A 22,571-nucleotide genomic window follows, 5' to 3' on the forward strand; every position below is an offset into this window, starting at 1 on the left:
GCATCGACCGCAAGCGCCGCCAGCCCGTCACGGTGCTGCTGAAGGCTCTCGGCTGGTCTACCGAGCAGATCACGGAGCGCTTCGGCTTCTCCGAGATCCTCATGGCCACGCTGGAGAAGGACAACACCGCCGGTACCGACGAGGCGCTCCTCGACATCTACCGCAAGCTGCGTCCGGGCGAGCCGCCGACCAAGGAGTCGGCGCAGACCCTGCTGGAGAACCTGTTCTTCAAGGACAAGCGCTACGACCTCGCTCGCGTGGGTCGTTACAAGATCAACAAGAAGCTCGGCCTCAACTCGGGTCAGCCCATCGTGGCGTCGACCCTCACCGAGGAAGACATCGTTGCGACCATCGAGTACCTGGTGCGTTTGCACGCAGGTGAGACCTCGATGACCGCACCCGACGGCGTCGAGGTTCCGGTCGAGGTCGACGACATCGACCACTTCGGTAATCGTCGTCTGCGTACCGTCGGAGAGCTCATCCAGAACCAGATCCGCGTGGGCCTGTCCCGCATGGAGCGCGTCGTGCGCGAACGTATGACGACTCAGGACGTCGAGGCGATCACGCCGCAGACCCTGATCAACATCCGTCCCGTCGTCGCTGCGATCAAGGAGTTCTTCGGAACCTCCCAGCTCTCGCAGTTCATGGACCAGAACAACCCGCTGTCGGGTCTGACGCACAAGCGTCGCCTGTCGGCACTGGGACCCGGCGGTCTCTCTCGTGAGCGCGCCGGCCTCGAGGTCCGCGACGTGCACCCCTCGCACTACGGCCGCATGTGCCCCATCGAGACCCCGGAAGGCCCGAACATCGGCCTGATCGGATCGCTCTCGGTGTACGCACGCGTCAACCCGTTCGGGTTCATCGAGACCCCGTACCGCAAGGTCGTCGACGGCAAGGTCACCGACGATGTCGATTACCTGACCGCCGACGAGGAGGATCGCCACACGCTCGCGCAGGCGAACTCTCCGGTCGACGACTCGGGTCACTTCATCGAGGACAAGATTCTCGTCCGTCGTAAGGGTGGAGAGGTCGAGTTCGTCTCGTCCGACGACATCGACTACATGGACGTCTCGCCGCGCCAGATGGTGTCCGTCGCAACCGCGATGATCCCGTTCCTCGAGCACGACGATGCCAACCGTGCCCTGATGGGCGCGAACATGCAGCGTCAGGCCGTCCCGCTGGTTCGCAGCGAGTCGCCGATCGTCGGAACCGGCATGGAGCTGCGTGCAGCTGTCGACGCCGGTGACGTCGTCATCACCGAGAAGACCGGTGTCGTCGAAGAAGTATCCGCCGATTACGTCACGGTCATGGCCGACGACGGAACCCGCAAGACCTACCGGATGCGTAAGTTCGCGCGCTCCAACCAGGGCACCTGCGCCAACCAGCGTCCGATCGTGGACGAGGGACAGCGCGTCGAGACCGGCCAGGTCCTCGCCGACGGCCCCTGCACCGAGAACGGTGAGATGGCACTCGGCAAGAACTTGCTGCTGGCGATCATGCCGTGGGAGGGCCACAACTACGAGGACGCGATCATCCTGTCGCAGCGCCTCGTGGAAGAGGACGTTCTCACCTCGATCCACATCGAGGAGCACGAGATCGATGCTCGCGACACCAAGCTCGGTGCCGAGGAGATCACTCGCGACATCCCGAACGTCTCCGACGAGGTCCTCGCAGACCTCGACGAGCGCGGCATCATCCGTATCGGTGCCGAGGTTCGTGACGGCGACGTGTTGGTCGGAAAGGTCACGCCGAAGGGCGAGACCGAGCTGACCCCCGAAGAGCGCCTGCTGCGCGCCATCTTCGGTGAGAAGGCTCGCGAAGTTCGCGACACCTCGCTCAAGGTTCCGCACGGCGAGAACGGAAAGGTCATCGGCATCCGCGTCTTCTCGCGCGACGACGACGACGATCTGCCTCCCGGCGTCAACGAGCTGGTCCGCGTCTACGTGGCTCAGAAGCGCAAGATCCAGGACGGCGACAAGCTCGCCGGCCGTCACGGCAACAAGGGCGTCATCGGCAAGATCCTCCCGCAGGAGGACATGCCGTTCCTGCCCGACGGCACCCCGATCGACATCATCCTCAACACCCACGGTGTTCCGCGTCGTATGAACATCGGTCAGGTCCTCGAAACCCACCTGGGTTGGATCGGCAAGACCGGTTGGAACGTGCAGATCGCCGCGGACGGCACGAAGCCCGATTGGGCCGAGCGTCTGCCCGAGGAGATGTTGGCGGCTCCGGCCGACAGCAACATCGCCACCCCGGTGTTCGACGGTGCCAAGGAGAATCAGCTCGCCGGCTTGCTGGAGAGCACGATTCCCAACCGCGACGGCGAGCAGATGGTCGGATCCGACGGAAAGGCCACGTTGTTCGACGGCCGCTCCGGCGAGCCGTTCCCGTACCCGGTGTCGGTGGGCTACATGTACATCATCAAGCTGCACCACTTGGTCGACGACAAGATCCACGCTCGTTCGACCGGGCCGTACTCGATGATCACGCAGCAGCCCCTCGGTGGTAAGGCTCAGTTCGGTGGACAGCGCTTCGGTGAGATGGAGTGCTGGGCCATGCAGGCCTACGGTGCCGCGTACACGCTGCAGGAGCTTCTCACCATCAAGTCGGACGACGTTGTCGGCCGCGTGAAGGTGTACGAGGCGATCGTCAAGGGCGAGAACATTCCCGAGCCCGGTATCCCCGAGTCCTTCAAGGTGCTCCTCAAGGAGCTCCAGTCGCTGTGCCTCAACGTGGAGGTGCTGTCCTCGGACGGCGCTGCCATCACGATGGCCGACGGTGACGACGAAGACCTCGAGCGTGCCGCAGCCAACCTGGGAATCAATCTCTCCCGCAACGAAGCTGCCACGGTCGACGACCTCGCTCAGTAGTTCTGTGGTCTGCCGGATCCGCTCAGTGCGGATCCGGCAGGCGTTTCTCTCATTTGCTCTTCCAGCACAACACCCATAACGGGGAAAGGAAGTTACGTGCTCGACGTCAACTTCTTCGATGAACTTCGCATTGGCCTTGCCACTGCGGACGACATCCGTCAGTGGTCCTACGGCGAGGTCAAGAAGCCGGAGACCATCAACTACCGCACGCTCAAGCCCGAGAAGGACGGCCTCTTCTGCGAGAAGATCTTCGGCCCCACTCGGGACTGGGAGTGCTACTGCGGCAAGTACAAGCGCGTCCGCTTCAAGGGCATCATCTGTGAGCGTTGTGGCGTCGAGGTCACTCGCGCCAAGGTGCGTCGTGAGCGCATGGGCCACATCGAACTGGCTGCTCCGGTCACGCACATCTGGTACTTCAAGGGTGTGCCGTCGCGTCTGGGCTACCTGCTCGACCTGGCTCCGAAGGATCTCGAGAAGATCATCTACTTCGCTGCCTACGTCATCACCACGGTCGACGACGAGCTCCGTCACAACGAGCTCTCGACGCTCGAGGCCGAGATGGAGGTCGAGAAGAAGGCCGTCGCAGACCAGCGCGACGCCGATCTCGAGGCTCGTGCGCAGAAGCTCGAAGCGGACATCGCCGAGCTCGAAGCCGAGGGTGCCAAGTCCGACGTGCGCCGCAAGGTCAAGGACGGCGGCGAGCGCGAGATGCGTCAGCTCCGTGACCGCGCGCAGCGTGAGCTCGATCGTCTCGAAGAGATCTGGACCACGTTCACCAAGCTCGCTCCCAAGCAGCTCATCGTCGACGAGCTCATCTACCGCGAGCTCATCGACCGGTACGGCGAGTACTTCACCGGTGCCATGGGTGCCGAGTCGATCCAGAAGCTCATGCAGACCTTCGACATCGACGCCGAGGCGGAGTCTCTTCGCGAGACCATCCGCAGTGGCAAGGGTCAGAAGAAGCTGCGCGCGCTCAAGCGTCTGAAGGTCGTCGCTGCGTTCCAGGCCGGCCGTAACTCCCCGATGGGCATGGTCCTGGACGCTGTCCCGGTCATCCCGCCGGAGCTTCGTCCGATGGTGCAGCTCGACGGTGGACGTTTCGCGACGTCCGACCTCAACGATCTGTACCGCCGCGTCATCAACCGCAACAACCGCCTCAAGCGTCTGATCGATCTCAGTGCTCCCGAGATCATCGTCAACAACGAGAAGCGGATGCTGCAGGAGTCGGTCGACGCCCTGTTCGACAACGGCCGTCGTGGACGTCCGGTCACCGGACCGGGTAACCGTCCGCTGAAGTCGCTGTCCGACTTGCTCAAGGGCAAGCAGGGTCGTTTCCGTCAGAACCTCCTCGGCAAGCGCGTCGACTACTCGGGCCGTTCGGTCATCGTCGTCGGCCCGCAGCTCAAGCTGCACCAGTGCGGTCTGCCGAAGCTGATGGCACTCGAGCTGTTCAAGCCGTTCGTGATGAAGCGTCTGGTGGATCTGAACCACGCGCAGAACATCAAGTCGGCCAAGCGCATGGTCGAGCGTCAGCGTCCGCAGGTGTGGGACGTTCTCGAAGAGGTCATCGCCGAGCACCCCGTGCTGCTGAACCGTGCACCCACCCTGCACCGGTTGGGCATCCAGGCGTTCGAGCCGCAGCTCGTCGAGGGCAAGGCCATCCAGCTGCACCCGCTCGTGTGTGAGGCGTTCAACGCCGACTTCGACGGTGACCAGATGGCTGTCCACCTCCCGCTGTCCGCCGAGGCTCAGGCCGAGGCGCGCGTGCTGATGCTGTCGTCGAACAACATCCTCTCGCCGGCATCGGGCCGTCCGCTCGCCATGCCGCGTCTGGACATGGTGACGGGTCTGTACCACCTGACGCGTCTCGACGCCGGTGCCGTCGGCGAGCGCGCCGACGCCAAGACCGACACGGCCGAGTTCGGGGCGTACTCCTCCCCGGCCGAGGCTCAGATGGCCGTCGATCGTGGATCGCTCACGGTGCAGTCGCAGATTCGGGTTCGTCTCACCACGCAGCGCCCGCCGCGTGACATAGAGAACGAGCTGTTCCCGAACGGCTGGAACCGCGGCGATGCATGGACCGCGCAGACCACTTTGGGACGCGTGCTCTTCAACGAGCTGCTTCCGGCGGACTACCCGTTCGTCAACGAGCAGATGCCGAAGAAGCGTCAGTCGACCATCATCAACGATCTCGCCGAGCGTTACCCGATGATCGTCGTCGCGCAGACCGTCGACAAGCTCAAGGACGCCGGCTTCTACTGGGCCACGCGTTCGGGTGTCACCATCTCGATCTCCGACGTCCTCGTGCCGCCGGAGAAGCCGCAGATCATGGAGACCTTCGAGGCTCAGGCCGATCAGATCGAGAAGAAGTACCAGCGCGGCGCACTCGACAAGGTCGAGCGCAACTCCGCACTGGTCAAGATCTGGCAGGACGCGACCGAGCAGGTCGGTAAGGCCATGGAGGCGCACTTCCCCGACGACAACCCGATCCCGATGATCGTGAAGTCCGGCGCAGCCGGAAACATGACTCAGGTTCGCTCGCTCGCCGGCATGAAGGGCTTGGTGACGAACCCGAAGGGTGAGTTCATCCCGCGTCCGATCAAGTCTTCCTTCAAGGAAGGCCTGACGGTTCTCGAGTACTTCATCAACACGCACGGCGCTCGTAAGGGTCTGGCCGACACGGCGCTTCGTACCGCCGACTCGGGCTACCTGACGCGTCGTCTGGTCGACGTCTCGCAGGATGTCATCGTTCGGGAAACCGACTGTGGCACCGAGCGCGGCATCGTCACGACGATCGCCGAGAAGACCGCCGACGGCAAGATGATCCGCGACGCTCACGTCGAGACCAGCACGTACGCCCGCACCTTGGCGAACGACGCTGTCGACGAGAACGGCACGGTCATCGTCGCTCGCGGACACTATCTCGGTGACCCGGCCATCGACGCGCTGCTCGCCGCGGGCATCACGTCGGTCAAGGTTCGCTCGGTGCTCACCTGCACCACCGGAACCGGCGTCTGCGCCACCTGCTACGGCCGTTCGATGGCCACCGGCAAGCTGGTCGACATCGGTGAGGCCGTCGGTATCGTTGCCGCACAGTCCATCGGTGAGCCCGGAACCCAGCTGACCATGCGTACCTTCCACCAGGGTGGTGTCGCCGGAGATGACATCACCGGTGGTCTGCCTCGCGTGCAGGAGCTGTTCGAGGCACGTGTGCCGAAGGGCAAGGCTCCGATCGCGGACGTGTCGGGACGCATCCAGCTCGAGGACGGCGATCGTTTCTACAAGATCACCATCGTCCCGGACGACGGCGGCGAAGAGGTTGTCTACGACAAGCTCTCCAAGCGTCAGCGTCTGCGCGTCTTCAAGCACGACGACGGCACCGAGCGCCTTCTGGCGGACGGTGACCACGTCGAGGTCGGCCAGCAGCTCATGGAAGGTGCTGCCGATCCGCACGAGGTCCTGCGCGTGATGGGTCCCCGTCAGGTGCAGATCCACCTCGTCAACGAGGTCCAGGAGGTGTACCGGTCGCAGGGTGTGTCGATTCACGACAAGCACATCGAGACGATCGTGCGCCAGATGCTCCGTCGCGTGACGATCATCGACAGCGGCTCCACCGAGTTCCTGCCCGGTTCACTCACCGAGCGCAGCGAATTCGAGTCGAGCAACCGTCGCGTCGTCTCCGAGGGTGGCGAGCCCGCAGCCGGACGTCCGGTCCTGATGGGTATCACCAAGGCGTCGCTGGCCACCGATTCGTGGCTGTCGGCAGCGTCCTTCCAGGAGACCACTCGTGTGCTCACCGATGCGGCGATCAACTGCCGTAGCGACAAGCTCATAGGTCTCAAGGAGAACGTCATCATCGGTAAGCTCATCCCGGCTGGTACCGGCATCAACCGGTACCGGAACATCACGGTGCAGCCGACCGAAGAGGCGCGTGCCGCCGCATACGCGGTGCCGTCGTACGACGATCAGTACTACAGCCCGGACGGCTTCGGCCAGGGAACCGGCGCTGCAGTGCCGCTCGACGACTACGGTTTCTCCAACGAATACCGCTAGAGCGACTTCGTCGCACGTGCACGGCTGAGTTTTGGGTCGCTTCGCAGGCTCCGCTCCTGCCTCGTAGCCCACTACGAGTTTCCGTTCACGACGACAGAGCCAGCAGACAAAGCCCCGCATCGACTTCGGTCGATGCGGGGCTTTGTTGTATATCTGGGGTGCGCGGTGAGTTTTCGATGCGCCTCGAGTCGGTACCGGCATGACCAACCAAACCCCCAGCACCATCGTGAACATCGGCGTGGCCATGTTCACCGTCGCAGACCAGGATGCCGCTCTCGAGTTCTATTCACGCGTGCTCGGTTTCGAGCTGCGCGACGATACGCGTTTCGGCCCCGAGGGCGAGTATCGGTGGGTCGAGGTGGCCCCGCCCGGTTCGACGGCACGTCTGGCCTTGAATCCGCCGATGGGTGACTCGCCCGGCGGGTCCTCGATCGGTGTGGAAACCCCCGACGTCGAGGCGGAACATGCGCGGCTGGCCGCGATCGGCGGTGTCGACATGGACGCAATGTCCGGGACGGAGGACGGTGCGCCGCCCATGTTCGTGCTGCGTGATCCCGACGGCAACATGGTGTGGGTGGTTCAGTCCTGAATCGCACACCGGGCGGGTGGACCACCACGATCTACGGCGGCTACTGCGACTGCACTGTTGTCATGGATGTTGCTGCATATCCTGTCTCACCGCTGCCCGTCCTGCCGCCGATGTTCGGCAGTAGCTGACCGACTGAGAACGCGTTCGTCGAATCATCAGTGATGGCAGACGGCTTCGAGGTCGATGCCGTTGAGATCGCGGACGAATGATCCGTAGTACGTGGCGTGGTATTCCGGCTGCAGCCCTGGAGGCCTGAGCTCGATCGCTCCTGCCGAGAGTGCCGCGGCGTGGAAGGCATCGACGGTGGCGCGATCCGGGGCGCTGAAGGCGAGATGGGTGTGCGGTCCGATGGCCGAACCCGGTGCGTCGACGATCCAGAAGAAGGGCTTCACCTGCGCCCAGCCGAACGCGATCATGGCGAGTTGGTTCGCCTCGGGGGTGTGCGGTACCCGCATGATCTCGCTGATCCCCAGTGGTTTCAGTACAGCACCGTAGAACTCGGCGCTGGCGGCAAGATCGGCGACGCCGATGTTGAGGTGGTCGATTTGGGAGCCTGTGCGGTCGGTGTTCGTCATGCGTTCGAGTTTTGCCGTGATTGCGGACGACTCAGGTCCTGAATCGAATGGAAATTTCGTGTTCATGTGCCCTTTCGATCGACGACGCGCACAGTTCGTTCGGGCGCGACAGCCTCGAAGGATGGTGAGACGGGGTAACGAGATACGGTTCGGTTCGGACATCTCCATGCGAGCGGGGGCCACACGTCGACAGTTTCTGACGTGGAGTGCGCTGGTGGGGGCGTTGGCGTTCACTCCGGGACTCGCGGGAACCACGGCGCAGGCCCAGTCCGTGGTGACGCCCGATTACCCGTTCCGCCTCGGCGTGGCATCCGGCGATCCACTGCCCGATTCGGTGGTGCTGTGGACCAGACTCGCTACCGATCCATTTGCGCCACTGGGCGGAATGACGCCTGGCGTCGTGCCGGTGCGGTGGCAGATCGCCGCGGACGAACGATTCGTGAACATCACCCGCGAGGGCGTCGAGCTTGCCACCGAGTTCGACGGCTGGTCGATTCACGTCGACGTCCGAGGGCTGGAGCCTGCTCGCGAATACTTCTATCGGTTCCTTGTCGGACCGCACTCCAGCTCGGTCGGCCGCACCAAAACCGCACCGGCGCTGGGCCAACCGTTGAGCAGGCTCGATTTCGCGTGGGCGTCGTGCCAGAAATGGGAGGACGGCTACTTCGGCGCGTACCAGGACCTGGCGGCGTCGAATCTCGATGTGGTGTTCTTTCTGGGCGACTACATCTACGAGTACGCGATCAAGGACGAGGGTGCTCGCAAGGATGAGCCGCGTACCGAGTCGGCTGCCCGAGAGACCATGGTACTCAACGACTATCGAGACCGGTATGCGTTGTACAAGGCGGACGAGAACCTCGCCGCGGCCCATGCGTCGGCACCGTTCGTCTCGACGTTCGACGATCACGAGGTGGACAACAACTGGGCCTCGCAGATCAGTCAGGACGACGACGATCCGCGAGAGTTCCTGTTGCGCAGAGCCGATGCGTTCAAGGCGTGGTGGGAGAACACTCCGGTTCGGTCGAACCTGAAGCCCGTCGGCCCGGACATGACGGTCTATCGCCGGTTCTCGTTCGGCGATCTGGTGGACTTCTCGGTACTGGACACGCGGCAGTACCGCAGCGATCAGGCGCACGGGGACGGCGAGCATGCGCAGGACGCGGAGACGGCCGATCCGTCGCGCACCATAACCGGTGCAGCGCAGGAGAAGTGGATTCTCGACGGGTTCGCATCGCCGTCGACGTGGAACTTCCTGGCGCATCAGACGGTCATCTCGGACTTGGCTCGTGGGCTCGGTAGCGATCGCAAGGTCGGGATGGATCCGTGGAGCGGATACGAGGCGTCTCGGCACCGAATTCTGGACGGAGCCAGGGATCGTGGCGCGAAGAACGTCGCGTCGATCGTCGGCGACATTCATCGCACGATCGTCTCCGAACTGCGACGCGACTACCAGGATCAGGTGTCGCCGATCCAAGGTGTGGAGATCGCGGCCACGTCGATCGCGTCGGGCAAGGACGGTGCCGATGTCGACTCCGCCGGGGCGGCAATCGCCGAGGCATCACCGCACGTCAAGTACGGCAATGCTCGCCGCGGCTATCTCCGCAGCACGCTGACGAACACCGAATGGCATTCGGAAGTGAGGGTTGTAGATGCAGTGTCGACGCCGGGCAGGCAGGTTCGCACCGCCGCAACTGTTACCGTCCCCGAAGGCCGCCCGGAGATTCAGTTGGGTTGACGCCGACGGTCACTGACGGATGGCGAACATCGGCATCGCAAGACCGAGCAGCATCACGGTGAACAGGAACCATGCCGCGCCCTGCCAGATCGGCCACGTGCCACCGGCTCGGTAGGACTTGTATCCCAACGTCAGAGCTCCGATACCGCCGAGGAAACACACCGCAGGCACCGACGCGGCCAACACAGGACTGGTGCGGTCGACTATCAGGAACACCGCGGTCAGGGCAGCCGCCACCGCCACGACGCCGGAGCAGTATCCCGCAGCCTTACGGAGGGCACCGGGGTCGTTCCAGCGCTTTTCGACGTCGCGGTCGGCGATGGTGCGTTCGGTCGGGTCGTTGACGGGCATACCTGTGGGCTACCCGTTCGGCGCGGGTCTACCCACTTCGGACGGTCAGCGACCGTCGGCGATGATCTGCGCGACGTTGCGTTCGGCCAACGCGGTGATGGTGAGCGACGGGTTGGCGGCTCCGGTGCTACCGGGGATCAAAGCACCGTCGACGACGTAGAGCCCGGGGTGACCCTTCACCCGCCCGTAGTTGTCGGTGGCGTCGCCCAGTATCGCGCCGCCGAGTGGGTGGGCGGTGAAGGTGTCGTCGACATCGCGGGTGAACGGTTCGGCTGCGACGACGGTACCGCCGGCCTGAGCCATCCGATTCTGCACTGCGCGCAGGGCTTCCACGGTGTCGCGGCTGCCCCCCTTCGGCCAGTTGAGGGTCAACGTGTCTGTGGCGGAATCGAATCCGAAGTTTCCACGCAGGGGGTCGATGGTCATGCCGAGGGAGCCGATGAAACCGAGATTCACCGGAACGCCCGGCACGTACCAGTTCTCGACGGTCAGTGGCAGTCCTGAGTCGTCGACGATGCGGGATGCGCACGGCGCACCCTGCGGCCCGGCCGACATCGGCCCCAGTGACCGCGTCATCGACGCGTCGCCGTTGGTGCCCCATCCGGTGCCGACGAATTCGTTGAGGTTCGCCAGCGCACCGGTGGTGCGGGCGCGCATCAGCAGCTCGGTGGTGCCGATGGACCCCGCTCCGAGGACGAGGGTGTCGCAGGTGAGTGTGCGTGTCTCGAGTACGGTGCCGAACGGGTCGAGGCGTTCGATCTCGACGCGGTAGCGCCCGCCGGATTCTGTGCCGATCGCCGCGACGCGATGGCTGTGACATACCGTCGCGTTGCCGGTGGCCTCGGCCTGGGGGATGTAGTTCTGGGTCAGGTCGTGCTTGGCACCGTTGGAGTTGCCGAAGGTGCTCGCGCCGACGGTCGCGGACGGCCTCGAGCGGCCGCCGATCTCGTCGCGGACGACGTTCCAGTTCCAGTTGCCGTCCACTGCCTGCGGGGTGAAGCCGGCCCGCCTGGCGTGGTCGTCCCAGGTGCGTGAGTGTGCGAAGTTCGGGCTGTTGTAGACGTCCTCGGGCATCGCCGACGGCCGGAGCATCGAGCGCGCCTTGGGGTACCAGGTGGCGGCCATCTCGTCGTAGTTCAGTCGTCGGCCGAAGGAGAGGTCGAAGAACTTCTTGTCGGGGGCGATGGTGACGCCGGTGTAGACGATCGAGCCGCCGCCGACGGCAGCGCCGCGCCAGACGGAGAGGTTCTCGTAGCGGGTGGTGTCGAGGACGCCGCCGAACAGGTCGACCGGCCCGACGGGCATGCCGGTGATGTTGGTGAACGAGCTCTGCTGCCACAGTCCGCGTCCGTCGGCGGTCATATCGGCGGTGAAAATCTCGCGCCACGGATCACGTGGCCAGCGCAGTCCGCGTTCGAGGACGGTGACCTGGGTGCCGGCCTGCGCCATGCGGAGGGCGGCGGCGCTGGCACCGAAGCCGGAGCCGATGACGATCACGGGTGAGTGGTCCGGTGGGCGCGGGGGGTCGGCGAACAGCTCGGGAACCAGTGCTCGGATGCGTTCGGCACCGATCGGCAGCGCGCCTGCTGTGGCGGAGCCCGGCATTGCGGCCGAGTTCAGGACCGGAGCGGCGGCAGCGCCGAGCATTCCGGCAGCGGCCAACCGCAGCAGTTGCCTTCGGTTCACGGAAAGTCCCCCTACTTGACTCACGGACAGCGTTGTCGATTCTGTCGTGTTTGCGGCGAGAAAGCGAACAGTTCGGTCGGTCTCGAGGATGCTTCCCAGCTCGGCCTCAGGTTTGCCTGTAAGACTTCCGCTCATGGTTTCGGCATCGTTGGCCCTGTTACTGCTCTTCGCAGCGGTACTCGGCATCGTGGCGCACCTCGTCGACGCGCGGGGGCAGGCGATGCTCGTTGCCGCGTCTTTGGCACATGTCCTCATGCTCGCCGCGGTGCCCGGCACTGCACTCGCGGCCGTCGCGTTCGGGTGGTGGGGCCTGGCTGCGGGGGTGGCTGTACTGACGGGTGCCATCGCAACGCAGCTGCCGCTGCAGAGGCACCGTCCACTACACAGACACCGCTCCCGGACGACGACCGAGGCACCGACTCTGACGGTCCTGCACGCCAACATCTGGCTGGGACAGGCCGATCTCGACGCGTTGGTTGCGCTGGTCGAGCAACACCGCCCGGACGTGCTCACTCTCGTAGAACTGACGCCCGAGGCCGAGGCCCGTCTTCGCCCGAGACTGTCCGGCTCGTTGCCGCACGCGTACGTCAGCGCCGCCCCCGGCGGCGAAGGTACCGGCATCTACAGCCGCTTCCCGCTCGTCGACGAGCAGCGGCACGACGGTTTTGTCACCGAATTGCTCTCTGCACGGGTGGAGATGCCGGGTCGGCCGCTGGTGTTCGCGGTTCACCCGGTGCCGCCGTGGCCGCGGGAGCCGTCCGAGTGGGTTCGCGAGCTCGCGCTGCTGCGTCAACTACTGGCCAAGATCCCCGTCGACGACGGTCCCGTGGTGGTGGCCGGCGACTTCAATGCGACGCAGGATCATCGGCGGTACCGAGGTCTACAGGACGGCCGGTTCGTCGATGCCGCGGTGGCCACGGGAGCCGGCATGCTCAGGACCTATCCGGCGCACACCTGGTACCCACCCGTCATCGCCATCGACCATGTTCTGGTGGCGGACATGGCGGTTCGATCGGTCGAGGCGGTGACGGTCACCGGTTCCGATCACCGCGGCATCCTGGCTCGGCTGCAGTTCCGGCACTAGGTTCAGGGCTGCGCGGTTCAAGGCTGTGCGGGCAACTGCTGCACCGACCACTTGTTGCCGTCGGGGTCGGCGAAGTACACGAACGTGCCCCAGCCCTCGTCCTTGGGCGCATCGATGGTCAGACCCGACGAGGTGAGGTACTCGTAGGCCTCCTGGACGTCGTCCACGACCATCAGAATCCCCGCTCCCTTGCCCGGCTCGGCGTCGGTGATGCCCTCGCCGATCGCGATGGAGCACGCCGAGCCCGGGGGAGTGAGTTGGACGTACCGGATGCCGTCCCACGGCCGTGCGTCATGGTCAGCGTGGAAGCCGATCGAGACATAGAAGTCCTTGGCGCGATCGACGTCGGTGACGGCCAGGGTGACGAGTTCGATCTTCATGGTGAGGTTCATGGAGCAATGGTGAGCGCTTTTGCGGACACATTCGGTCCGCTATGAACGAACACTTCGAGAAATATGCCCGACGCCTCGTCGGTTGACATATCCGTGTTCTTCTCACTGCTCGACAGATCCCGCACTCGATCCGGAATGGACGACGCCTCGGCGCTGCGGCATACCGTCGAACGAGCGGTGCATGCGGAGGAGATGGGGCTACACCGGTTCTGGGTGGCCGAGCATCACGGCGTTCCCGGTATCGCGTCGGGCGCGCCTGCGGTGCTTGCTGCCGCGGTGGCGTCGCGCACCTCGCGCATTCGCGTCGGATCCGGCGGGGTGATGCTGCCCAATCATCAGCCCCTGATCGTGGCCGAGCAGTTCCTGATGTTGGAGTCCCTCTTTCCGGGCCGAATCGACCTCGGAGTCGGCCGCTCCCTCGGATTCACCGAACCGGTCCGCGCAGCATTGCGCCGAGACCGTGACGCGCCCGACACGTTCGGGTCCGACATCGCCGAATTGCGTTCGTATCTGGACGGTTCGGCACCGGTGACGGCCCGCCCTGCCACCGCTGCTCCACCGGTGTTCGTCCTCGCCACCGGAGCCGGTCTCGAGGTGGCCGCTCGCGCCGGGCTTCCGGTGGTCGTCGGTGGACCGGTGCTGCAGAAGGATCATCCGTTGGCGTTGTATCGCAAGCACTTTAGGCCCACGCCCTCGAATCCCGAACCGTACGTGATCATCTCGCTCGACGTGACGATCGCAGCCGACGCCGAGGATGCACGTAGGTTGGCCGTGCCGGAGGCATGGGCGATGGCCAGGTCCAGGCGCGAGGGCGAGTTCCGAGCTCTGGAACGAGCGTCTGCGATCGACGAATCGCAGTGGACGCCGCAGACACGGAACCGAATCGAGGCGTCGTTGGCGTCGAGCATCCTCGGCACGATCGGGCAGGTCCGTTCTCGGTTGGAGGAGGTTGTCGAGCGCACCGGCGCGAACGAGATCATGGCCTCGACGTCGACGTACGATCGCGCCGAATTGTTCGACGCCGATGCCGCGTTCGCTCAGCTCGCAGGGGTGGCGGGCTGAACCGGTGCTGTCGCAGCCAGGGCCGCCACGAGGTCGCGCTGGATATCGGTGGCGGGCACGGTCGCGTCGACGACGGCCGAGACCGGGAGCCGCAGCCTGCGGTCGGCTTCGGTGCGGAAGACCAGGCCGGTCTTGGGGGTGCTGTCGGCGGTGCTGGCGTACAGGATGGACCAGCATTGCGGGTTCTTGAGGAGCTCGGCGCTGGCGGTGTGATCGGACGCCACGGGTGGGCCGAAGCTCAATGGCAGCCCGCTGCGCTTCATCTCGCGTTCGATCACCCGGTGCAACAGGATCTGCTCGCTCCGTTTGGGAAGTAGCAGGGGGTAGCCGGCGAGCTGGCTCAGGCTCGGGTTGTCCTCCCCCGCCAGAGGATGACCCTCGGGGAGTACGACGACGAGGTCCTCGGTCCACAGTTCGGTCACATGGAGACCGGAGCGTTCGACGCTGCCGCGGATCAGCGCCACCTGGCAGTCGCCGGATGTCACCGCTTCGATCTGTTCTGCGAATCGTTTCAGCACGAAGTCGATCTCGGCGTCGGGATGACGCTCGCGGACCGCGACGATGGCGGAGATGGCGTTGGCTGCGAACGTCATGTTTCCGGTCAGGCGCAGCTGATTCCGCTTGCGCGTCGTCAGTGCCAGGGCGGCCTGCTCGAGCTCCACCATGTGCCGGGCAATGGAGACCAATTGTGCTCCGACAACGGTCAATCGAACGGTACGAGAGGTCCGCTCGAACAGCGGCTCACCGATTTCTCGTTCAAGCTTGGAGATCTGCAGACTGATCGCCGATTGCGAGACGTAGCAGCGTTCGGCAGCGCGTGAGAAGTTCAGTTCCTCGCCGACCGCGAGGAAGTACTTCAGCTGCCGCAGTTCCATGTAGACATCCAATCATGAGTTCTGCTCATAGATGCTATTTCAACTTCCGCGTTGATAGAGCATCGCGGTCGGAGTTTCATGGAGGTAGTTCTTCGTAGAGGAAAAGACTCGAGCCGAAAAGGAAAGTGCTGTGCAAACGTACGACGTCGTCATCGTGGGATCGGGATTCGGAGCATTGGCTGCCGCCAAGTCTCTGGGCAAGGCCGGTGTGACGTTCTCGCTGATCTCCAGCACCACCGAACACCTCTTTCAGCCGCTTCTCTACCAGGCCGCCACCGGAATGCTCTCGACGGGTGAGATCGCCCCTCCGATCCGGCGGATCCTCGCGCAGTACGACTCGGCGGACGTGCGTCTCGGACGCGTCGTCGATGTCGATCCCGAGAATCACCAGGTCACCTACATCGGTGCCGGACAGAGCCACACCATCGGCTTCGGTCGATTGATCGTCGCCACGGGTGCCACGCAGGCGTACTTCGGGCGCGACGAATTCAAGGACCGCACGTTCGCGCTCAAAACCGTCGACGACGCGATCGCTCTGCGTGAGCAGATCCTGAGCTGCTACGAAACTGCGCACCTGACAGCCGATTCGGCTGCTCGCAAGGAATTGCTGAGCTTCGTCGTTGTCGGTGCAGGCGCGACGGGTGTCGAATTGGCCGGCCAGATCAGGGATCTCGCGCACCGCTATTTCGCCGGCTCGTTCCCCGACATCGACCCGAGCGGCGTCACCGTCACCCTCGTCGACGGAGTCAAGGAAGTTCTGCCCGCATTCGGCGGCAAGCTCAGCGCGTACGCCCGCACGAAGCTCGAGAAGTCCGGCGTCGACGTCGTCACCGGAGCCATGGTCACCGACATCGCCGACGACGTCGTCACGGTGCAGGATGTCGACACCAAGACCTCGCGTACCTACCCGGCCAAGACTGTCATCTGGTCGGCAGGCGTTCAGGCCAGCGATCTCGCGGCCACGATCGCCGAGCGCACCGGGTGCGAGACCGACCGTGCCGGACGCCTTCTCGTGCACGACGATCTGACGGTCGGCTCGGCGAAGGACATCTACGCGATCGGCGACGTGACGTCGCTGCACAAGCTCCCCGGACAGTCGCCGGTGGCGATGCAGCAGGGCAGGCACGTGGCGAAGATGATCATCGGAAAGGTCGACGCGGGAACACCGTTCGAGTACACCGACAAGGGCAGTATGTCGATCGTCGGCCGGTTCAGTGCGGTGGCGCGACTGTTCGGCAAGGTCGACATGTCGGGCCCGATTGCCTGGCTCATGTGGCTCGCGGTGCACCTGATGTACCTGGTCGGCTTCCGGAACCGCTACGTCGCGGTGGTGTCGTGGATGACCTCGTACATCGGCGACAAGCGCCCGCACTTTCAGTACACCGACCACTCTGCCTCGCTGGTGGAGCGCGCCGATGAGACCGCGGATGACGAGGAGCAAAAGGCAGCCTAGCTGCTCACCAGGCCGTTGCGGTAGGCCCAGATCACCACGTGCACTCGGGTTTTCACGTCGAGTTTGCGGCAGATGTTACCGATGTGGGTCTTCACCGTGCTCTGTTCGAGTTGCAGTTCCCGCGCGATCTCGTTGTTGCCCAGGCCCTGCGCCAGTAGTTGCACCACTTCCATTTCTCGCAGGCTCAGGTCGTGTTGCGGCGGAACGGAGTTGGGCCGACTCGGCGCGCCGCGGCGGGCGAACTCGGTCATCAGGCGCGGGGTCAGTCGAGGAGAGAGCACCGCTCCGCCGCAGGCGACGGTGACCACCGCGTCGGCGAGTTCGTCGGGATCGGTGTCCTTGAGCAGGAAGCCCGACGCCCCGGCATCGAGGGCAGCGAACACGTACTCGTCGAGGTCGAACGTGGTGACGACGATGACGCGAACGTTGTCGAACTGCGCCAGTATCTCGCGCGTTGCGGTCAGCCCGTCACCGTTCGGCATCCTGATGTCCATCAGCACGACGTCCGGTTTCAGGGTCGATACCTGTTGCACGGCATGTCTTCCCGAGTGCGCGTGCCCGACCACTTCGATGTCGGGATGGCCCGCCAGGAACAGCTCGAATCCCTGCCGAACCACGGGTTGATCGTCCGCGATCAGAACGGTGATCATGCCGGCACCTCCTGCGCCCGAGAGATCTTTCCGCCGACGGGCAGTCGAGCGTGCACGGTCCACGTCGTTCGGTAGTCGGAAAATCCGGCGTCGAGGGTCCCGCCGAGTAGAGCGGCCCGCTCCCGCATACCCGGAATGCCGAATCCCTGTCCTGTGGACTCGCGCTGCTCTGTCTCGTCCGACGGCATCGTGTTGGTGACGGTCACCTCGACGGCCGACGAACCCACGGTCACCTGCACGCGCACAACGCAGTTCGGCGCATGGACTCGGGCATTGGACAACGCTTCCTGAACGACGCGGTAGCACGTCAGTTGCACGGCGCTGTCGGTATCTTCTTTGTCTGCCACGATGCTCGTCTCGACGCGCTCGAAAGAGATTCGAGACTGTTCGATCAGTTCGGCGATGTCGGAGATCATCGGTTGCGGTGCAGTGTCGGTGTCGAAGCTGAGGTCGGTGTCGAAGCTGTAGGCCGTGTCGCTCGGTCGCAGGATGCCGACGATCTGGCGCAGGCTGTCGAGGGTGCGCTGGCCGTGTCCGATTGCGCCGGTGAGTAGTTCGCGTGCCTGCTCGGGGTTGCTCGGGATGAGGGTCTTCGATGCTTTGGCTTGGATGAGCATGCCGGTCAGGTGGTGAGCCGCAACGTCGTGGAGTTCGCGCGCCATGGCTTTTCTCTCGTTGTCCAGCGCCGCGTCGAGCTGCTGTCGGTGTTCGATCTCGGCTCGGCGGAGGGCAGCCTCGTTCTCGAGCTCCTGGGCTCTGTTCCGTGCGATGTACTTACCCAGAGCGATGAGCACCGTGTAGTTGACGGCGAGGTTCACGACCTGCTCGGCCACCACCCCGATCGTGCCACCGGGTCCGGCTGCGGCATCGGGAAAGGACAGTCGGGTGTCGACGCTGACGACGGTCTCGAGGATGAGGCCGACGGCGAGGGGAGCGAACAGGCGTGGCCCGGTCACTCGAATTGCCAACGCGGCGATCGCAAACCAGTACAGCGGGGTGAATCCGAGGGTGCGGTCCGGCAGAACCAGAATCAGCGCGACGCTGATCGCAACCACCGACAGGTACGACACGACGGGAAACGATCGGCGCACACACGTCGCGGCGGTCATCGCCAGCAGGGCAGCGATACCCACTGCGATCAGGGTCGGGCTGCGGACGAGTTCGTCTCTGGTGTCACCGACCATGCCGGTGGAGAGTTGGAATCCGGCGTAGACGAGCGTGGCCAGGAACATTTCGAGCGGCAGCACCACTGGATTTCGCGGTCGCCAGGCGGGTCGAAACCTGCGCAGTGTCTTGGAACCAGCCAGTGTCCTGGAACCTCCCACCATCAGAGTCGACTCCTTTCTCCTGCCGCATCTTTCGAGCTCGAGTTGTGCTTGCCGGCCACCCACAGCGGTCCGGTGACGAACCAGAAGAACGTGATGACTCCGAGTGGCTGGATCACGGTCTTCAGTGCCGCTGCCTGCTCCGAGTCTGCCACGGTGTACGCGAGGCCGTACGTGATCACCAGTGCGATAGTCGCGGCGACCAACCACTTCACGAATCCGCGGATCTCGTTGCGGTAGGCCTGCGGACCGGTCTTCGGGGCCTTGACCGGTGCGGGTCCACCGGCAAATCGGTGTGCGAAGCGTACGTCGAGCCAGGCGACAGTGGAGTGCGCGAACACGACGGTCCATCCGAGGTAGATGCCGGCGAGGCGGTGTGCGAATTCGACGTCTCCGCCGCGGTGCAGATCGAGCGCCACCGCCCCAATCAACACGAGGTCGAGGGCCGGGAGCAGGGCGAGCGTGATGGTGCTGGCGCGTCGCATGCGTGCCAGGTAGCGCAGGCACAGGCCGCCGATCACCAGAGCCCAGAAGCCGATCTCGCAGATCGCGATAGTGAGCAGAATCGGATTGTCCATGGACCCGATCTCACCGCAGCCGACGTGCACGCGATACCCCCGCGGAGGCGTCGTCGCTGGTGGTTCGGCCGAAGGTACGACGCTGCGCTCCACCGAAAGTCGTAGCTCGACCGAAGGCCGATAGCTCCACCTGAAGTCGTGGAGCGTCGAGTGTTGTGAACGGCAGGCTAGGCTTCTCGCCGTGATAGACCTCGACGCGTTGCACCTCGGAGCGCTCGGGCGTCAACCGAAGATTTTCTGGGTCTTCGTCGCTGTCGCTGTGGTCGCGGCAGGAGTCATCGTGGTGGATTCACGCGCGTCCGGTCCTGCGGACGTCGCGTTGCCGGATACGCCTGCGTCGAGCGGGTTCAGCGCGTCGAACTACGACCAGGGTGAGTCGTCGACCACGATTCCGGGGTGTGATGCCGTCGTCGTTCCCGAGTCCGGGGAATTCTCAGGGGCGTACTTCCGCCTCGAGGGAGGACGCTACGACGACCCCCGTTATCCATGGTTCTCCGGGCGCAAAGCTACTGCGCTGTCCGATGCGCTTGTTTCTGCGTTGCCGGCCGAGACCGCCGTCGAGTTCGCAACACCCGGTACGTTCGCGTTCGGTGCCGAATCCGCGTTTCGATTCGGTCCTGTCCAAGGTCCCACGTCCGATAGCTCTGTCGGCGATGGTCCGACGGATGATCTGTCGATGTTCGCGAGCGCCACTGCCGCCGGGTTGCTGATTCGCAACGGCAGGGGTGCCGACGTGACGGTGACGATCTCGAAGTCGACTGCCGGTGTACCGCCCTGTGTCGGTGGCAGTCTCGATCGCAGGCAGGTCGCAGCCGACGGTACGGTCGTGGACACGAAAGAGTCCACCGGCGAAGACGGTGGTAGAACAGCGGTGGTCAGGACGGCGACTGCATACGCAACCGATGGAACGACGTTGCAGGCCAACGCAAGCCAGTTCGTGTCTTCGGATGAAGCAGTGTCCATGAACGACCTGATCTCCCTGGTGTCGTCGAGCGAGCTGCGAATCGGTGCAGCGGTGCCGGACGGAACCCGACCCCCTCCTCTGCCGTGTGACACGCGAGTTGGGTCGCAGGATGGACCAGCGGTGACTCGCGCCGACGCAGACCGTATCGGTCGCGCTCTGGACCAGGCTCGAATCCGCGCGCTTCGGGCCGTGATCGTGCTCGAGCAGCCGCTGGCACCGATGCAACGGAGTTCGTTGTCCCACGACTCGTTGTGTGCAGCCGGAACAATTCTGACGCCGGGATCGGAAGGCGTTGTGACCGTGGCGATCACGGGTGGACAGCCGCTCCCGGAAATTCCCGATGCATATGACCCGACGGCTGATCGCTCGGTCGACACCGTGCGCCTGCCCGACGGATCGATGTCCGAGAGATCGAAGCGCGGCGTCAGGACCGTGACTGTGACCCGGCCGTCGGGCACTCGTGTCCGTATCTCGTCGACATCGGCGGGCGAGCTCGTCACGGTCGGCAATCTCGAGTCCATCGCGACGGCACCGGGCCTGGACCTGTGAGCACCCGATGGCCGGTGTGGACAGCGGGAGCCGTGGCGTTGGCGACTGTCGTTGCTGCGGTGATCGTTGTCGCGCAGGACGACGACCCAGCAATCGCGACTGCCCCCTCATGGACGACCACAGCTCCGCCGACGGTTCCGCGTGCGCCGGAAGTCCAGTGGTCCAGATCTGCAGAGGCCGTCTACGGCCGCGAATTCGCGCAGTTTCGTGATCCTGGTGCAGGCGGACGGCTCAATCCCAGCGCAGCGAGATTCATCGATGCGGGCGGGGTGTATGTCGCGTCGGTGGGTCTGCCGGATCCTGCTACCGGGAATTTCGACGCTCCCGCGATGGTGGGCCTCGACGCAACGGATGGATCCACGCTATGGCGGCGAGACGATCTCCGGGTGGACTCCTGTGCCGACCGGCCGTTGTCGGGATACCTCGTCTGCCTCTCCAGCACCGAGTCGGAGAATCCGGAATCGACGATCGTCACGGTGGACACCACGACCGGTGCTGGTCGTTCTGTTCGTGTGCCGCAACGTGTGTTCGCTGTGGGAACCGACGGGTTCTCGCTCTACTCGATCAGTTCCACTGTCACGCAAGCAGGTTACGAGGGAACGCCGCAGCTCGCCAAGGGTTCTGTGGACGATGTCGGGCGCGATTGGGTCACCGAATTTCCCGGCGAGGCCATTTACGCGGGTATGCCGGGGCCGGTCATCACCATCGACGGAAACTACGGCCTGGGCCGGTTCGGTTCGACGGCAATAGGATTCGACTCGGTCACTGGAACGATCACGTGGTACCGGGGTTATCCCGACAGTTGCGTGTCGCAACCTTTTCGGGTGCAACCGGCACTGGTGATCATGACCGAGGCGGTGTGTACGCAGTCCCAGACGTACGCCGGTACCGTCGCGCTCGCCTCGGATGGTCGAACTGTCGCCAGAGCTCCGCTGCCGGTGTATCCCTTTCTCGAGATCGACGATCCAACGGACCTGTCGCTGCCGATGGTCGTCGGTGACAGTGCGTTCGATCGGACGACCGGACAGTTTCTGTGGTCGAGCCCGCTGTTGGCGTCGACCAATGGCGTAGCTGTCGTCGGGGATGTGGTGATCGCACGTGCTCCCGGAACAGCTCATGTGACGGCATTGGATCTGAGAACCGGTTCGGTTCGGTGGGAGAACGATCCCGATGACTACTACCCGATCACGGCGTACGCCGACGGTCTCGCGTACTCCACCGTCGGCGGGACCGTGGAATCGATCGCGTTGGATGACGGTACGACACGTCGGCGGTTGGAGATCGAGCCGACGCCGGACCCCTATGCAACGAATCGGTACCTGGCATCGTGGGTGATCGAATCCGGCGACCGTCTGGTGTATTCGTCCACAGACACGATTGCCGTCGTCGACCGCGGGTAGCTGCTGTCGGTGCGCCTACAGTGGAAGTACGCAAACGGGACATACGAAACAGGGAGTCCGCCATGGCAGGTAAGAAGATCGACAGAGTGCATGCACAGTCCGCGCTGGAGACGGTTCGAGAGAATCCCGGCATCGCGTTGATCGCCGCTGCGCCCGCGTTGGTGGTGCTGGCGCTGGTGTGGTGGCTGCTCGGGTTCCCGGCAGCGCTGATCCTGTTGATCGCAGCAGGCGGTGCCGGCTACCTGTACCTCAGGAACCGCTGATTACCGACAAGCACTGACTATCGGGAGGCACTGACTACTGATCGGCGCGGGGGATGCAGAACTCGGTGATCGTGGCCGAGCTTGCAGCGAGGTCGGCCCACGACTTCTCGGTGG

At 64.4% G+C, this 22,571-nt stretch carries 18 protein-coding genes; 10 read left to right on the plus strand and 8 right to left on the minus strand.

Annotated features, from left to right (window positions below; all coding sequences use genetic code 11):
• The 3 genes from rpoB to A2J02_RS21665 all read left to right on the plus strand — a co-directional run.
• The coding region (rpoB, locus tag A2J02_RS21655; RefSeq protein WP_068053366.1) for a DNA-directed RNA polymerase subunit beta at nucleotides 1-2,873 on the plus strand (2,873 nt) is incomplete at its 5' end.
• Between the two features lie 96 nt (nucleotides 2,874-2,969).
• Nucleotides 2,970-6,926 (plus strand): DNA-directed RNA polymerase subunit beta', encoded by a 3,957-nt coding sequence (locus tag A2J02_RS21660; RefSeq protein WP_068053369.1) that lies wholly within the window; start codon nucleotides 2,970-2,972, stop codon nucleotides 6,924-6,926.
• Nucleotides 6,927-7,125: 199 nt separating this feature from the next.
• Nucleotides 7,126-7,515 (plus strand): VOC family protein, encoded by a 390-nt coding sequence (locus A2J02_RS21665; protein WP_068053372.1) that lies wholly within the window; start codon nucleotides 7,126-7,128, stop codon nucleotides 7,513-7,515.
• Between the two features lie 155 nt (nucleotides 7,516-7,670).
• Here the strand turns inward: A2J02_RS21665 and A2J02_RS21670 are convergent, their stop codons facing one another.
• Complete coding sequence (locus A2J02_RS21670; protein ID WP_068053412.1) at nucleotides 7,671-8,090, minus strand: VOC family protein; 420 nt, start codon at nucleotides 8,088-8,090, stop codon at nucleotides 7,671-7,673.
• A gap of 121 nt (nucleotides 8,091-8,211) precedes the next feature.
• On the opposite strand from A2J02_RS21670, the gene A2J02_RS21675 reads away from it, so the two are divergent.
• A complete protein-coding gene (locus tag A2J02_RS21675; protein WP_068053374.1) occupies nucleotides 8,212-9,825 on the plus strand; it encodes an alkaline phosphatase D family protein in 1,614 nt (537 codons plus the stop codon).
• 9 nt (nucleotides 9,826-9,834) lie between these two features.
• Here A2J02_RS21675 and A2J02_RS21680 read toward each other — a convergent pair whose 3' ends face one another.
• Together A2J02_RS21680 and A2J02_RS21685 are read right to left on the minus strand one after the other, a co-directional pair.
• A complete protein-coding gene (locus A2J02_RS21680; protein ID WP_068053377.1) occupies nucleotides 9,835-10,176 on the minus strand; it encodes a hypothetical protein in 342 nt (113 codons plus the stop codon).
• A gap of 45 nt (nucleotides 10,177-10,221) precedes the next feature.
• Nucleotides 10,222-11,862: a GMC oxidoreductase gene (locus tag A2J02_RS21685; protein WP_068053379.1), complete on the minus strand. Its 1,641-nt coding sequence runs from the start codon at nucleotides 11,860-11,862 to the stop codon at nucleotides 10,222-10,224.
• A gap of 133 nt (nucleotides 11,863-11,995) precedes the next feature.
• On the opposite strand from A2J02_RS21685, the gene A2J02_RS21690 reads away from it, so the two are divergent.
• Entirely contained in the window at nucleotides 11,996-12,946 is a 951-nt protein-coding gene (locus A2J02_RS21690; RefSeq protein WP_068053382.1) for an endonuclease/exonuclease/phosphatase family protein, read from the plus strand.
• A 17-nt stretch (nucleotides 12,947-12,963) separates the two neighbouring features.
• On the opposite strand, the gene A2J02_RS21695 is transcribed toward A2J02_RS21690, so the two are convergent.
• Entirely contained in the window at nucleotides 12,964-13,338 is a 375-nt protein-coding gene (locus A2J02_RS21695; RefSeq protein ID WP_068053385.1) for a VOC family protein, read from the minus strand.
• Nucleotides 13,339-13,431: 93 nt separating this feature from the next.
• Between A2J02_RS21695 and A2J02_RS21700 the strand changes: the two genes are divergently transcribed.
• Complete coding sequence (locus A2J02_RS21700) at nucleotides 13,432-14,400, plus strand: MsnO8 family LLM class oxidoreductase (protein WP_197478101.1); 969 nt, start codon at nucleotides 13,432-13,434, stop codon at nucleotides 14,398-14,400.
• Here the strand turns inward: A2J02_RS21700 and A2J02_RS21705 are convergent.
• Nucleotides 14,376-15,275: a LysR family transcriptional regulator gene (locus A2J02_RS21705; RefSeq protein WP_068053390.1), complete on the minus strand. Its 900-nt coding sequence runs from the start codon at nucleotides 15,273-15,275 to the stop codon at nucleotides 14,376-14,378. The two genes, A2J02_RS21700 and A2J02_RS21705, sit on opposite strands and share 25 nt — an antisense overlap.
• 130 nt (nucleotides 15,276-15,405) lie before the next feature.
• On the opposite strand from A2J02_RS21705, the gene A2J02_RS21710 reads away from it, so the two are divergent.
• The gene (locus tag A2J02_RS21710) at nucleotides 15,406-16,728 is read left to right on the plus strand and encodes an NAD(P)/FAD-dependent oxidoreductase (protein ID WP_068053393.1); all 1,323 of its coding nucleotides are present in this window, start codon (nucleotides 15,406-15,408) and stop codon (nucleotides 16,726-16,728) included.
• Here the strand turns inward: A2J02_RS21710 and A2J02_RS21715 are convergent.
• From A2J02_RS21715 to A2J02_RS21725, 3 genes are all read right to left on the minus strand, one after another.
• Nucleotides 16,725-17,378 (minus strand): response regulator transcription factor, encoded by a 654-nt coding sequence (locus A2J02_RS21715; RefSeq protein WP_068053396.1) that lies wholly within the window; start codon nucleotides 17,376-17,378, stop codon nucleotides 16,725-16,727. The genes A2J02_RS21710 and A2J02_RS21715 overlap by 4 nt on opposite strands.
• Nucleotides 17,375-18,625 (minus strand): sensor histidine kinase, encoded by a 1,251-nt coding sequence (locus A2J02_RS21720; RefSeq protein WP_197478102.1) that lies wholly within the window; start codon nucleotides 18,623-18,625, stop codon nucleotides 17,375-17,377. The genes A2J02_RS21715 and A2J02_RS21720 overlap by 4 nt, the downstream gene beginning before the upstream one ends.
• Before the next feature lie 80 nt (nucleotides 18,626-18,705).
• A complete protein-coding gene (locus A2J02_RS21725) occupies nucleotides 18,706-19,281 on the minus strand; it encodes a hypothetical protein (protein WP_068053415.1) in 576 nt (191 codons plus the stop codon).
• Nucleotides 19,282-19,462: 181 nt separating this feature from the next.
• Between A2J02_RS21725 and A2J02_RS21730 the strand changes: the two genes are divergently transcribed.
• The 3 genes from A2J02_RS21730 (at nucleotide 19,463) to A2J02_RS21740 (ending at nucleotide 22,457) form a co-directional block, all read left to right on the plus strand.
• Nucleotides 19,463-20,794 (plus strand): hypothetical protein, encoded by a 1,332-nt coding sequence (locus A2J02_RS21730; RefSeq protein WP_068053402.1) that lies wholly within the window; start codon nucleotides 19,463-19,465, stop codon nucleotides 20,792-20,794.
• Complete coding sequence (locus A2J02_RS21735; protein WP_068053405.1) at nucleotides 20,791-22,194, plus strand: outer membrane protein assembly factor BamB family protein; 1,404 nt, start codon at nucleotides 20,791-20,793, stop codon at nucleotides 22,192-22,194. Before A2J02_RS21730 ends, A2J02_RS21735 begins: the two co-directional genes overlap by 4 nt.
• Before the next feature lie 62 nt (nucleotides 22,195-22,256).
• Nucleotides 22,257-22,457, plus strand: coding sequence for a hypothetical protein (locus tag A2J02_RS21740; RefSeq protein ID WP_068053408.1), 201 nt, complete (start codon nucleotides 22,257-22,259; stop codon nucleotides 22,455-22,457).
• The last annotated feature ends 114 nt before the right edge of the window (nucleotides 22,458-22,571 follow it).

This window comes from Rhodococcus sp. EPR-147 (genome assembly GCF_001647185.1).
Classification (GTDB): domain Bacteria; phylum Actinomycetota; class Actinomycetes; order Mycobacteriales; family Mycobacteriaceae; genus Rhodococcoides.

What these genes read in the sequence shown, in the direction of transcription:
- A2J02_RS21740 (WP_068053408.1), top strand. Translation starts at nt 22,257, where the DNA reads ATGGCAGGTAAGAAGATCGACAGAGTGCATGCACAGTCCGCGCTGGAG.
- A2J02_RS21690 (WP_068053382.1), top strand. Translation starts at nt 11,996, where the DNA reads ATGGTTTCGGCATCGTTGGCCCTGTTACTGCTCTTCGCAGCGGTACTC.
- A2J02_RS21680 (WP_068053377.1), bottom strand. Translation starts at nt 10,176, where the DNA reads ATGCCCGTCAACGACCCGACCGAACGCACCATCGCCGACCGCGACGTC.
- A2J02_RS21695 (WP_068053385.1), bottom strand. Translation starts at nt 13,338, where the DNA reads ATGAACCTCACCATGAAGATCGAACTCGTCACCCTGGCCGTCACCGAC.
- A2J02_RS21705 (WP_068053390.1), bottom strand. Translation starts at nt 15,275, where the DNA reads ATGGAACTGCGGCAGCTGAAGTACTTCCTCGCGGTCGGCGAGGAACTG.
- A2J02_RS21670 (WP_068053412.1), bottom strand. Translation starts at nt 8,090, where the DNA reads ATGACGAACACCGACCGCACAGGCTCCCAAATCGACCACCTCAACATC.
- A2J02_RS21715 (WP_068053396.1), bottom strand. Translation starts at nt 17,378, where the DNA reads ATGATCACCGTTCTGATCGCGGACGATCAACCCGTGGTTCGGCAGGGA.
- A2J02_RS21725 (WP_068053415.1), bottom strand. Translation starts at nt 19,281, where the DNA reads ATGGACAATCCGATTCTGCTCACTATCGCGATCTGCGAGATCGGCTTC.
- A2J02_RS21665 (WP_068053372.1), top strand. Translation starts at nt 7,126, where the DNA reads ATGACCAACCAAACCCCCAGCACCATCGTGAACATCGGCGTGGCCATG.
- A2J02_RS21675 (WP_068053374.1), top strand. Translation starts at nt 8,212, where the DNA reads ATGGTGAGACGGGGTAACGAGATACGGTTCGGTTCGGACATCTCCATG.